This window comes from Campylobacter sp. (assembly GCF_017646085.1).
Taxonomy (GTDB): domain Bacteria; phylum Campylobacterota; class Campylobacteria; order Campylobacterales; family Campylobacteraceae; genus Campylobacter.
In genome coordinates, this window is record NZ_JAGCNF010000055.1 from 24,404 (window position 1) to 37,009 (window position 12,606).

11 protein-coding genes and 1 tRNA gene are annotated in these 12,606 nt (G+C 35.6%); 9 read left to right on the top strand and 3 right to left on the bottom strand.

Annotated elements, in window-relative coordinates:
* The first annotated feature begins 45 nt into the window (after nucleotides 1–45).
* The 4 genes from J6V67_RS02910 to tkt are packed head-to-tail and all read left to right on the top strand — an operon-like array spanning nucleotide 46 to nucleotide 4,152.
* Complete coding sequence (locus J6V67_RS02910; protein ID WP_086226570.1) at nucleotides 46–354, top strand: YbaB/EbfC family nucleoid-associated protein; 309 nt, start codon at nucleotides 46–48, stop codon at nucleotides 352–354.
* A complete protein-coding gene (locus tag J6V67_RS02915; RefSeq protein ID WP_291858497.1) occupies nucleotides 351–1,421 on the top strand; it encodes a PDZ domain-containing protein in 1,071 nt (356 codons plus the stop codon). Before J6V67_RS02910 ends, J6V67_RS02915 begins: the two co-directional genes overlap by 4 nt.
* Nucleotides 1,418–2,245, top strand: coding sequence for a polyprenyl synthetase family protein (locus tag J6V67_RS02920; RefSeq protein ID WP_291858500.1), 828 nt, complete (start codon nucleotides 1,418–1,420; stop codon nucleotides 2,243–2,245). Before J6V67_RS02915 ends, J6V67_RS02920 begins: the two co-directional genes overlap by 4 nt.
* Nucleotides 2,246–2,247: 2 nt before the next feature.
* Nucleotides 2,248–4,152: a transketolase gene (gene tkt / locus J6V67_RS02925; RefSeq protein ID WP_291858503.1), complete on the top strand. Its 1,905-nt coding sequence runs from the start codon at nucleotides 2,248–2,250 to the stop codon at nucleotides 4,150–4,152.
* 24 nt (nucleotides 4,153–4,176) lie between these two features.
* On the opposite strand, the gene J6V67_RS02930 is transcribed toward tkt, so the two are convergent.
* Nucleotides 4,177–4,443 carry a DUF493 domain-containing protein gene (locus J6V67_RS02930; RefSeq protein WP_291858506.1) on the bottom strand — a complete coding sequence of 89 codons (267 nt, stop codon included), beginning with the start codon at nucleotides 4,441–4,443 and terminating at the stop codon, nucleotides 4,177–4,179.
* Complete coding sequence (moaC, locus tag J6V67_RS02935) at nucleotides 4,427–4,912, bottom strand: cyclic pyranopterin monophosphate synthase MoaC (RefSeq protein WP_291858508.1); 486 nt, start codon at nucleotides 4,910–4,912, stop codon at nucleotides 4,427–4,429. The genes J6V67_RS02930 and moaC overlap by 17 nt, the downstream gene beginning before the upstream one ends.
* A gap of 197 nt (nucleotides 4,913–5,109) precedes the next feature.
* Here moaC and J6V67_RS02940 point away from each other — a divergent pair.
* Nucleotides 5,110–5,197 (top strand) — tRNA-Ser (locus J6V67_RS02940).
* An 81-nt stretch (nucleotides 5,198–5,278) separates the two neighbouring features.
* Here the strand turns inward: J6V67_RS02940 and rpsU are convergent.
* Nucleotides 5,279–5,491: a 30S ribosomal protein S21 gene (gene rpsU, locus J6V67_RS02945; protein ID WP_002848116.1), complete on the bottom strand. Its 213-nt coding sequence runs from the start codon at nucleotides 5,489–5,491 to the stop codon at nucleotides 5,279–5,281.
* A gap of 153 nt (nucleotides 5,492–5,644) precedes the next feature.
* Here rpsU and ccoG point away from each other — a divergent pair, with 153 nt between their 5' ends.
* The 4 genes from ccoG to J6V67_RS02965 form a co-directional block, all read left to right on the top strand.
* Nucleotides 5,645–7,021 (top strand): cytochrome c oxidase accessory protein CcoG, encoded by a 1,377-nt coding sequence (gene ccoG, locus J6V67_RS02950; RefSeq protein ID WP_291858511.1) that lies wholly within the window; start codon nucleotides 5,645–5,647, stop codon nucleotides 7,019–7,021.
* Nucleotides 7,022–7,182: 161 nt separating this feature from the next.
* Nucleotides 7,183–8,256: an efflux RND transporter periplasmic adaptor subunit gene (locus J6V67_RS02955; protein ID WP_291858514.1), complete on the top strand. Its 1,074-nt coding sequence runs from the start codon at nucleotides 7,183–7,185 to the stop codon at nucleotides 8,254–8,256.
* Nucleotides 8,257–11,397 carry an efflux RND transporter permease subunit gene (locus tag J6V67_RS02960; RefSeq protein ID WP_291858516.1) on the top strand — a complete coding sequence of 1,047 codons (3,141 nt, stop codon included), beginning with the start codon at nucleotides 8,257–8,259 and terminating at the stop codon, nucleotides 11,395–11,397.
* The coding region (locus J6V67_RS02965; protein WP_291858519.1) for an efflux transporter outer membrane subunit at nucleotides 11,390–12,606 on the top strand (1,217 nt) is incomplete at its 3' end. The genes J6V67_RS02960 and J6V67_RS02965, both read left to right, overlap by 8 nt.

Genomic DNA, 12,606 nt, shown 5'->3' on the forward strand with positions numbered 1-12,606 from the left:
TTTAATGGCTCATTTGTTATAATCGCCAAAATTTAAAGGTTGAATATGTTTAAGGATTTTGATTTTTCAAAAATGGGTGAAATGTTGGCTCAAGCCCAGCAAAAAGCAAGCGAATTTGAGGCGCAGATTGCCGCAAAAGAGTTTGAGAGTAAATCAGGCGGTGGATTAATTAGCGTTAAGATTAATGGCAAGGCCGAAATTCTAGATATTTGCATAGATGATTCCTTGCTTGAAGATAAGGATAGCTTGCAAATTTTGCTAATTTCAGCTGTGAATGATGCTATTAAACTAGCTAATGATGAAAAGCAAAATGCAGCCGCATCTTTACTTGGTGGTTTTGGAGGTATAAGGTGAGAAAGATTTTGGCCGCTATTTTAGTGGTTGGGGCGATTTTGCACGCTGCCCCAGAGCCGACAATCGCTGATAGAACGGCGATTTATGATAAAATGCGTGAGTCGCAGTTTAACTACAAAGATCAAACGGCAATCTCTTTAAATGGTGAATATGCTGCTGTTGTTTATGATAAGGCAAATCCGCTAAATAAAAAGGATTATATTAAATTTGACCCATATTTAGGGCTATATTTGGTTAGACCAGGGTTTTCTTTGCGTGGTGCATTTATGCTTGATGAGCTTGATAGCAAGCAAGATATGTGGGTGATGACACTACAAGAAAATATTACCAATATGGGGCATATTAAGAGTTTTGGTAGTGAATTGGGTCAATTTGATGAGCTTAGCTTTAAAACAGGCAAGGTTGGAATGCTAGTATGCGATTGCGCTTCAATGGTAGGAATTAGCCTAGGCGATGATAAATTTATTCCAAATAGATATTTAAAGCATTTTTTACGCTATGATGATGTGTATTATGGTGATATTGGAGTTAAATTTAGCGAAGATAATGCTACTATAAAGGTTCAAAGTGTAAATCCATTTGGTTCAGGCAAAGAGCTTAAAAGCTCTGATATAGTCGTCTCAGTAAATGGTAAAACGCCAAAAAGTTTAAGAGAAATAAATGAGATGGTGCTATTTGCTGATAAGGGTTCGGTGCTTAAATTTGAGATAAAGCGTGATGGAAAACCACTAAGCTACGATGTAAAAATGGCAAATATTACAGTTAAAAATTTAGATATAAAAGCAGCTGAGAGCAATAAAACTGCAATTAAGAAAACACAGCCAAAGCCTAAATTTTCATCTGAATTTGGTGCTAGCTTTAATAAATCATTAGTTATTACAAGCATTAAGGCTAATTCAAAAGCTGCAAAACTAGGACTAAAAGCTGGTGATAAGATTATGCAAATTGATGGCGTAGCAATTAAAAGCATTTCTAAAATAGATGAGTTAATGAAAAATAAGAGTGGATTAGTATATATTTTAGTTTCTAGAGACGATTTTCAGTTTTTTGTGCGAGTAAATAGATGAGCTTTCTAGAGTATCTAGAATCAAATTTACCTAGCGTAGAGAGTTTTCATCCGCATTTTAATGAGGCTCTTGCATGGGTTTTAAAAGCTGGCGGGAAGCATTTTCGTGCCCAATTAGTTATAGGCACTGCAAAGGCTATTAATCCGTCTTGTGATCCATATGCTGCGGCTTTAGCTGTGGAGCTTTTGCATACATATTCGCTAATCCATGATGATCTTCCAGCAATGGATAATTCTAGTCTTCGTCGTGGCGTGGCAACCTTGCATGTTAAATATGATGAGGTTACTGCGATTTTGGCTGGAGATGCATTAAATACTGCAGCATTTGGAGTGTTAGCTAATTCAAATTTACCGCCACACATTGCCATAAAATGCATACAGGTATTAAGTAAAAATGGCGGCCTTGATGGAATGGTAATTGGTCAGGCAATTGATTGTTATTTTGAAAATAAAAAATTGAGCTTAGATGAGCTTGAGTTTTTGCATCTGCATAAAACAGGCGCATTAATTGCTGCTAGTATGCAAATTGGTGCAATAGTAGCTGGTGCAAGCGATAAAGAGTCTAATGATATATATGATGCTGGCTTAAAGCTAGGTCTTGCATTTCAAATTCACGATGATATAATCGATGCTACGAGTAGTAGCGATAAAGCTGGCAAGCCTACAAATAACGATAGCTCTAAAAATTCATTTACAAATTTACTTGGAATCGACAAAGCAAAACAAGCCAGAGACGAACTAGAACGGCAGATTATAGGTCAAATCCAAAACCAAGATGTAAAAGAGCTAGTTTCAAACTTAATAAACAAATACCTAAAAGGATAAAAATGTATAAAAAACAAGCAGATACAATAAGATTTTTATGTGCTGATATGGTGCAAAAGGCAAATTCGGGCCATCCAGGTGCACCAATGGGGCTTGCTGATATAGTTACAGTTTTAAGTACTCATCTAAGCCATAATCCTAAAAATCCAAATTGGTTAAATCGTGATAGATTGGTCTTTAGTGGTGGTCATGCTAGTAGTTTGGTTTATAGCTTTTTGCATCTTAGCGGGTATGATGTGAGCATAGATGATTTAAAAGCATTTCGCCAACTTCACTCTAAAACGCCAGGCCACCCAGAGATTGAGACTCCAGGGGTAGAGATTGCTACTGGGCCACTTGGTCAGGGTGTGGCAAATGCAGTTGGCTTTGCTATGGCAGCAAAATCAGCTCAAAATTTGCTAGGTAGTGATATTATCAATCATAAAGTATACTGTTTATGTGGAGATGGTGATTTGCAAGAAGGGATTAGCTATGAGGCGTGCGCACTAGCTGGTAAGCATAATCTTGATAATCTTGTAATAATCTATGATAGCAACGAGATTACAATAGAGGGCGATACTAATATAGCTTGGGCTGAGGATGTGAAGGTTAGATTTGAGGCAGCCGGGTTTGAGGTTGCTAAGATAGATGGGCATAGTTATGATGAGATTGAATTTGCCCTAAAAGAGGCTAAAAACAAAACCAAACCATATCTAATAATAGCTAAAACTAAAATAGCCAAAGGTGCTGGCGAGCTAGAAGGCAGCCATCATGCGCACGGCGCTCCGCTTGGTGCTGAAGTAATAGCAAAAGCTAAAGAGACAGCTGGTTTTGATCCAAATTTAAGCTTTTTTATAGATGATGATGTGAAGTTTTGGTTTAATCTTGCGCTTGAGAGAGGTGACTTGGCTAATGCTACTTGGGATAAGCTTGTAAGCCAGTTAGATAATGACAAAAAAGAACTTTTACACTCTTTATTAAATCCTGATTTTAGCAAGATCGAATTTCCAGCCCTAAAAGGTCAAAAGATGGCTACAAGAGATAGTAATGGTAAGATTTTAAATGCTATTGCCGCAGCACTACCTGGATTTATAGGCGGTAGTGCTGATCTTGGGCCAAGCAATAAAACTGAATTAAAAGGGTTTGGCGATTATCCAAATGGTAAAAATATGCATTTTGGCATTAGAGAACATGCAATGGCAGCTATCTGCAATGCATATGCTAGATATGGTATTTTTATTCCATTTAGTGCGACATTTTTCATATTTAGTGATTATCTTAAGGCCGGCGCTAGGCTCGCAGCTCTTATGGGGCTTAAGCACTACTTTATATGGACGCATGATAGTATTGGTGTGGGTGAAGATGGTCCAACTCATGAGCCAATTGAGCAGCTTAGCACTTTTAGAGCAATGCCAAATTTCTATACATTCCGACCAGCTGATGGTGCTGAGAATGTGGAATGCTGGAAGGTCGCACTTAATTTAAATGCTCCTTGTGCATTTGTATGTTCAAGACAAGGATTAAATCCTTTAGATGAGGCAAAATTTGGTAGCGTAGCAAATGGCGCATATTTAATCAAAGAGAGTAAAAATCCACAAATTACGTTAGTAGCTAGCGGTAGCGAAGTGGGGCTATGCCTTGAAGCGGCAAATTTACTTGAAAATAGTGATATTGGAGTAAATGTGGTATCCGCACCATGTTTTGACCTATTATGCGAGCAAGAGTCTAGCTATATTAAGCGTATATTTGCGCCTCAAACAAAAGTTTTAGCCGTAGAGGCTGCAACAGCACTTGAGTGGTATAAATTTGCCAATAATGTATTTGGAATGAGCTCATTTGGTGCTTCTGCTCCAGCAGATGAATTGTTTAAGTATTTTGGATTTAGTGCTGCAAATATAGCAAATGTTGCTAAAGAGATGTTAAAATAAAACCCCTAGCCAAATGGCTAGAGGTTATAATACAAATTTAGAGTGCTTTTTAAGTAGTGAAAATAGCTCTAAACGCTCACTATCGCTATTTACTAGCACACTTAGATTAAAGCTTTTAAATTTGCCATTTTTACTAGTATTTGATGGTGTTATTTTATGGTTTCTCTCTCCTACGCACTCTTTGATTATACTATTTTCATCGCTAAGATTATCAAAAATCACCTTATACTCCCAAAATATAGGGTAAATTATATCTGGTTTTTTGCCATTTAGATCACAAATTTGAGCCATTTTCTCTCCTATATTCACCGCTTTTGCCGCCACTTTTTGACTCTAGGGCAATATCGCTAATTATCATTGATTTATCAATTGCTTTAATCATATCATATATGGTAAGAAGTCCGATACTTACAGATGTTAAAGCTTCCATTTCTACTCCGGTTTTACCTTGAGTAGCTACCTTGGCTATGAGTTTAAATCCTGGTAAATTTTCAATATCTTCTATATTTATATCAACTGAATTTATCATAAGTGGATGACACATTGGTATTAGATCACTAGTGCGCTTAGCCCCCATAATAGCAGCGATTACAGCAGTTTGTAAAACAGGCCCTTTCTTACCAGTATTTTCTTTAATAGCTGTGTAGGCTTCTTTAGACATTGTAATAATCCCGCTAGCTATAGCAATACGCTTAGTAGCATCTTTATGACCAACATCAACCATTGTTGGCAAATTTTTTTCATTTAAATGAGTTAACATTTTTATCCTTTTTTAATTGATTATATCAAATTTTATCTTAATAGTTTTACTTAAGCTTATATTTATCATATATTAAAAAATTAATTATATAATTCAAGTTCCTAAACAAATAACCTCCTTTTTGTAAAGACGCTCGCTCTTTTGAGCGGGTGTTTTATTTATTTTTTTAATCAATATTATATTTTTTATTGTTTTATGGGCAGATGTCCGAGCGGTTGAAGGAGCACGCCTGGAACGCGTGTAAGGTGAAAGCCTTCGGGGGTTCAAATCCCTCTCTGTCCGCCATTAATTATAAAAGATATATTAAATTTAAAATTTATATGAAGTATTTAAAGAAAAAAGACCGCCGAAGCGATCTTTATGGTATTAGAGTCTTGACTCATAGCGTCTAAGCATATAAAGTCTTTTAAGCATTTTTTTGCGAGCTGAGATTTTTTGTTTTTTACGAATTTCAGTCATAGGCTCAAAAAAGCGTCTAGCACGAACTTCAGTAACTACTAAGTTACGATCAGTTTGTTTTTTAAAGCGTCTATATGCTTCATCAAAAGACTCATTTGGATGTACCTTAACTCCTGGCACGATCCTCACCACCTTTCGTTGAAAATTTTGAGAAAAGATTATATCGAAATTTAACTTAAATTTCAATTTTATAATTATAAAATAATCTTATTTAACCATATTTTAAAATAAGAAATTATATAATCAAACGCAAATCAACACAAGGAATTACAAATGTCTTGCAAGCCGACGCATTACACCAAACGCCGTTATAGCGTGTATGCTATTGTTACTTTGATTGCTTTAGCACTCCCATTTATCCGTATTGATGGCAATCATCTATTTTTACTCAGTTTTGATAAGAAGCAGTTGCATTTACTCTTTACTTCATTTGATATGCAAGAGTTATATTTAATGCCATTTTTGCTCATTATTTTGTTTTTAAGCATATTTTTTATGACTACTTTAGGTGGTAGAGTTTGGTGCGGCTGGACCTGTCCGCAGACAATTTTTCGTGTAATTTATAGAGATTTAATCTGTACTAAAATTCTTAAAATTCGTAAAAATATAAAAGATAAACAAAAAGAATTTGATGAAAATATCATTAAAAAAACTATCTCTATAATTATCTGGGCGGCTTTAGCATTTGTAGCTGCGAGTAATTTTATGTGGTATTTTGTACCGCCTGAAGATTTTTTTACCTATCTTGCTAATCCAGCCGAGCATAAGCTTTTAGTTGGAATTTTAATAGGTATTACTACATTTTTAGTTTTTGATGTGGTGTTTTTGGCTGAAAATTTTTGTGTTTATGTCTGTCCATATGCTAGGGTTCAAAGCGTTATGTTTGATAATGATACAATTCAGGTTATATATGATGAAAATCGTGGCGGTAAAGTATATGATGGTCATACAAAGCTGGGTAAAAAGCCAACTACTCCAGGTGCTGAGTGTATTGGTTGTGAGGCATGTGTAAGAGTATGCCCAACTCATATAGATATTAGAAAAGGTATGCAGCTTGAGTGTATCAACTGTCTTGAGTGTAGTGATGCGTGTAGTGAAGTAATGGGCAAGCTAGGTAAAGAGAGCTTAATCAACTGGACTAGCGCTAAGGCTATTAAAACTAGAAGCAAGGTTAAATATTTTAGATTTAGAACTATTGGCTATATGATTGTATTGTGTATTGCTGTGGTTGCACTAGGGCTAATGACAACTAAAAAAGAGCATATGCTATTAAATATAAATAGAGCTACTCAGCTTTATAGTATTAAAGTGCTTGATAATGATATATTAAAAGTACAAAATGCATATACTTTCTTAATCCAAAATACCGACAATGTCGAGCATACATACTATTTTGATATCAATGAGACAAGAATTAAAATAGATAGACCGCTTGAGCCTATTAAATTAAAAGCTGGCGGCAAGAAAAAAGTAATTGTGGTATTAAGCACAACACAGACGCTAGTAGATGATACAAGACGAGATACGCCAATAGATATTACAGTTAATGCATATGCTAAAGATGCTAAAGAGATAATTAATATTGATCGCAAAACTATCTTTGTATATCCTAAGCAAATTGAGCTAGAAAAAGCTTTAAATGCAAGATAATTCTACACAAAAGGGGCATAAAGCCCCTTGATTCTATAAAAATAATAAAATAGTGATAAATTTTATTAAAACTATCAAATATTTACCTTTTTATTTAATAAATTTTTGTAAAATACGAGAATTTAAATCAGCTCAAATATGCAAATTTGAAAGGCAATAATATGAAAAAATTTGGCAAATTTTTAACTCTTGGTTTTGCTGCTTTGATAGTAGTAGGTTGTGGTGATAGTAAAAAAAGTAGCGCACCACAATCTGCTCAAGCGCTCCCTGTAAGCGTGGCAGTAGCAAAGGTTGGCGACATACCTATCAATCTGGAATTTAACGGTCAGGTCGTAAGCGAGATGGATGTGATAGTAAAAGGTCAGGTAACTGGCTCTATTGAGAAGCAGTTTTTTACTCCAGGAAGTATGGTTAAGCAAGGTGATAAACTTTATCAAATTGATGAGTCAAAATATAGAGCAATCTATAATGACAGATTAGCAAATTTTAAAAATGCTAAAGCTCAGTATGATAGAGCAGTAAATTTAAAAGCTAAAAACGCAATATCAGCTAAAGAATTTGACTCAGCTAGCAGCGCATATGGCTCAGCTTTGGCAAATTTAAATAATGCTAAAATTGATTTAGATTATTCTGTAGTAACTGCGCCATTTGATGGAGTTATTGGTGATACGCTAAAAGATGTTGGTTCATATGTGAGTGCTACTGATAACGATTTGGTTCGCATTACAAAACTAAATCCGATATTTGTTGAATTTGGAATATCAGATCGTGATAAGCTTGATATCGATGAAAAAAGCAAAAGCGGCCAATGGAAACAGCTACATTCAACTGTGCAGATAAAGCTAGCTGATGGCAATGAACATAATGGGACTATAAGCTTCCTTGATAGCGTAGTAGACCCAAAAAGCGGCACCATAAAAGCAAAAGCCAAATTTGATAATAACCAAACTCAAATTCGTCCAGGTGTATTCGCAGCTGTAAAAGTATATGGATTTTATCAAAAAAATGGATTTAAAATTCCACAAATTGCCGTATTGCAAGATTTAGTAAATCCATTTGTATATGTAGTAGAAAATGGTAAAGTATCAAAAAGATCTATTAAAATCGTCTCTCAAGATGCTATTAGCGTGGTTGTATCAAGTGGATTAAAAGACGGAGATAAAGTAATTTTGGATAATTTTAAAAAGATTCAAGATGGCTCACCAGTTCAAATAGTAGAAACAAAAGGTGAGTAGATGTTTTCTAAATTTTTTATAAATCGTCCAGTTTTTGCCTGCGTAATATCTATTATCATAGTTTTAGCCGGTCTTATCGGGCTTAAAAATGCTGCTATAGAGGAGTATCCACAGCTTACACCGCCTCAAGTTGTGGTACAAGCTACATATAGTGGCGCAGATGCGCAAACCATCGCAAGCGCAGTCGCAGCTCCATTAGAAGAGGCTATAAACGGCGTTGACGATATGATATATATGCAAAGCACATCAAGTTCAGCTGGTACAATGAGCTTGAATATTTTCTTTGAGATTGGTACAGATCCTCAAACTGCTTCAGTAAATGTAAATAATAGGGTAAGCCCAATTTTATCAAAACTTCCAGAAGAGGTTCGCAGAGTCGGCGTAAAAGTAGATGAAAGAAGTAGTAATATCTTAGAAGTTTTAGCTTTTTATGATCCAAGTAAAAAGATGAATGATACTGAGCTATCTAACTATGTAAGCATTAATGTAGCTGATGAGCTAAAACGCGTTAAAGGCGTAGGCGATGCTGTGGTAATTGGTAATAAAGAGTACTCTATGAGAGTATGGATAAAGCCTGATTTATTAAAGCATTATGATATGACTGTTAATGAAGTAATTGATGCGATTAAGGAGCAAAACTCACAATATGCAGCCGGAAAAATAGGCGAACAGCCAATGGCTACTGGAAATCCATATGTATATTCTATTAAGCCCGAAGGAAGATTAACTCAAATTAGCGAATTTGAAGATATTATAGTAAGAGCTGATTTGAATGGGAATATTATTAGATTAAAAGATGTCGCTAGCGTTGAGCTTGGAGCTCAGAGTTATGCATTCTCTGGGCGTTTTAATGGTGGTAGTATGATACCAGTACTTATATTTTTACAAAGTGGAGCCAATGCCTTAGAAACTGCTCAAGCAGTCCAAGCTAGAGTTGAAGAGTTAAAAGATAGCTTTCCAGGTGATATGACTTATAGAGTAGCATATGATACGACTGAATTTGTTCAAGTTTCTATTGATGAAGTGATTAAAACTTTTATAGAAGCTATTATTTTAGTTGTAATTGTTATTTATATGTTCCTTGGAAATCTTAGGGCAACTTTTATACCGCTACTTACGGTACCAGTATCTATTTTGGGTGCATTTGCCGGAATTTATGTAATGGGATTTTCAGTAAATTTGATTACGCTTTTTGCGCTTATTTTAGCAATTGGAATTGTAGTTGATGATGCTATTATAGTTATAGAAAATGTCGAGAGAATTCTTCACGAAGAGCCAAATCTAAGCGTTAAAGAAGCCACAACAAAAGCTATGGATGAGATTATGGCACCTGTTATTTCCATTGTGCTAGTTCTTTCAGCGGTATTTATTCCTGTTTCATTTATGGAAGGATTTGTTGGTGTTATACAAAAGCAGTTTGCGCTTACGCTAGTTGCATCTGTGTGTATTTCTGGGTTAGTAGCACTTACCCTTACGCCTGCGCTTTGTGCGATAATTTTACGCAAAAAAGAGAAGCCGCCATTTTGGTTTGTTCGTAAATTTAATGAATTTTTTGATTTTTCAACTAGAATTTTCTCCGCTGGTGTAGCTAAAATTTTGCGCCATGTAGTTATTAGTCTTATTAGTGTTGCAATTATTATTTTTATGATGATTGAACTATTTAAGGTTATTCCTAGTGGACTTGTACCAGCTGAGGATAAAGGTAGTGTTTTAACTATTATTAACCTACCACCAGCATCAACTCTACCTAGAACACTTGAAGATGCTGCGTTTATAGAGAGTATAGTATCAAAAAATCCAAATGTAAAAAGCGTTACTACGCTAACTGGTTATGATATGATGGCTGGATCGCTTAGAGAAAATGCTGGTATGATGTTTATCACGCTTCAGCCTTGGGATGAGCGTCCAGGCAAAGAGAACGCCGCTGCGACAATAGCAGGACAGTTTATGGGAATGCTATATGGTGCTGATAGAAATTCATTAGCCTTTGTGACTACTCCACCTCCAATTATGGGATTATCTATGACTGGTGGTTTTGAATTGTATGCACAAAATATCACAGGTAAGAGCTACAATCAAATAGAAGCTGATGTACAAAGAGTTGTAGCCAAGGCAAATCAAAGCCCGGTTTTAACTCAAGTTAGAACTACGCTAGATACAAATTTCCCTCTATACAATCTAACTTTAGATAGGGAAAAGATCAAGATGATGGGTATCTCGTTTGATGATATATTTGATACAATAAATTCAACTATTGGTCAGTATTATGTAAATGATTTTAATATCCTTGGTAAGACATATAAAGTAAATATTAGAGCCTATGAGAGCTATAGAGATTCACCTGAGGATTTAGGATTGCTGTATGTGCGTAGTAGAAGTGGTGATTTAGTACCACTAGATTCTATTATAACTCTTACAAGGGGATTAGGACCTGATAATGTTGATAGATTTAATGGATTCCCAGCAGCTAAGATTATGGGTGAGCCAAAACCTGGATACACCTCAGGCGATTCTATTAAAGAGATTGAAAGAATTATTAAAGAAGAGCTTGGTAAAGAGTATAATATCGGCTGGGCGGGTTCGGCATATCAAGAAGTTAGTAGCACAGGCAAGGGTACTCAAGCCTTTATATTTGGACTTATATTTGTATTTTTGATTCTAGCAGCACAGTATGAGAGATGGCTAATGCCACTAGCAGTTGTTACAGCTGTGCCATTTTCGGTATTTGGGGCGCTAGCATTTACATATTTAAGAGGGCTTAGCAATGATGTTTATTTTGAGATTGGATTGCTTCTTTTAATAGGTTTAGCAGCTAAGAATGCAATTTTGATTGTTGAGTTTGCTATGCAAGAACATCTTGGAGGAAAAAGCATCAAAGAGGCCGCAATTAGCGCTTCAAAGATGAGATTTAGACCAATTGTTATGACTTCACTTGCATTTACTTTAGGAGTTTTACCTATGGCGATTGCTACTGGTGCGGGTGCTGCATCACGCCACGCACTTGGAACTGGGGTAATTGGTGGTATGATAGCAGCTACTACAATTGCTATATTTTTTGTTCCACTCTTTTTTTACATATTAGAGAGTTTTAATGAGTGGTTAGATAGCAAAAAATCTAAATTTGGAGTTGAGAATGAATAAGATTTTTGCAATTTTGATAGCAGCACTGATTAGCGGCTGCTCTCTTCGCCCTGATATGATTGAAATACAACAAGAGTATAGATATCAAATGGATGTTTATAGTGTGAGTGAAAAGTGGTGGGAGAGTTTTGGCGATGAGAGGCTAAATTTACTTATTCAAAAAGCTCTGCAAAATAATAGCGATTTGCTAATTGCATTAAATAATATAGAAAAATCTAGAATCGCTCTAAGGCTTGATAGATTGGAGTTCTTACCAAATATTTCACTACAAGGCGAAGCAACTAAAGAAGGAAAAGCAGATACTAGCCATAATAATATAAATAAATTCTCTCTTAGCTCAGTTCTTAGCTATGAAGTAGATTTGTGGGGCAGAGTTCGCAATACTGCAAATGCGAGCGAGGCAGCATATAATGCTACGAAATTCGATTATGAAAGTGCTAGAATTAGTTTAGCAAGTAGTGTAGCAAATAGTTATTTTTTGTTAACTTCTTTGCGTGAACAAGAACAAATCTTGCAAGATACTCTAGACTCATATCTAGCAAGTGTGAAGTATAGAGCCTCACAGCTTGCTAATGGCGAGATAGATGAGCTAGTATATGCGCAAAGTGTAGCTGCAGCTGATGGAGCAAAGGCTCAGTTAGCCGGACTTAAGACGCAAATTTCACAAGCAAATTCAGCCCTTGCTATTTTAGTTGGTGGAAGTCTAGATGAAATTTTATACTCTGATATAAATGCTGCAACTAGATTGCCAAATTTACCACAAGTTCCAAGCGGGATTAGTTCAGATATATTATTAAAAAGGGCTGATGTCGCAAGTGCGTTAGAGAGGCTAAAATCTAGTAACTATCTAGTTGGCGTAGCTAGAACTCAGTGGCTACCAAAAATATCCCTTACTGGTATATTTGGATATTCAAGTGCAGATTTAGATAATCTAATAAGCGCTAATAAATCCATTTGGAGTGTAGGCGGAAGTCTTGTTGGGCCACTTCTTGATTTTGGAAGAACATATAATAGCGTCGAGATTGCAAATTTAGAACAAAACGCATCATTTTTAGCCTATGATAAGGCAGTTAAAAATGCTTTTGGCGAGATTAGAACTGCACTTGATAGTAGAAAAAATTCACTTATTAAAGCTCAAAGTAGTGTAAATTTAGTAGCAAGCCAACAAAAAGTTTATGATATAGCCCAAAGTCGTTATGATGCTGGATA

Coding starts and splice junctions, on each gene's coding strand:
- J6V67_RS02910 (WP_086226570.1), top strand. CDS start 46: ATGTTTAAGGATTTTGATTTTTCAAAAATGGGTGAAATGTTGGCTCAA.
- J6V67_RS02920 (WP_291858500.1), top strand. CDS start 1,418: ATGAGCTTTCTAGAGTATCTAGAATCAAATTTACCTAGCGTAGAGAGT.
- tkt (WP_291858503.1), top strand. CDS start 2,248: ATGTATAAAAAACAAGCAGATACAATAAGATTTTTATGTGCTGATATG.
- J6V67_RS02930 (WP_291858506.1), bottom strand. CDS start 4,443: ATGGCTCAAATTTGTGATCTAAATGGCAAAAAACCAGATATAATTTAC.
- moaC (WP_291858508.1), bottom strand. CDS start 4,912: ATGTTAACTCATTTAAATGAAAAAAATTTGCCAACAATGGTTGATGTT.
- ccoG (WP_291858511.1), top strand. CDS start 5,645: ATGTCTTGCAAGCCGACGCATTACACCAAACGCCGTTATAGCGTGTAT.
- J6V67_RS02955 (WP_291858514.1), top strand. CDS start 7,183: ATGAAAAAATTTGGCAAATTTTTAACTCTTGGTTTTGCTGCTTTGATA.
- J6V67_RS02960 (WP_291858516.1), top strand. CDS start 8,257: ATGTTTTCTAAATTTTTTATAAATCGTCCAGTTTTTGCCTGCGTAATA.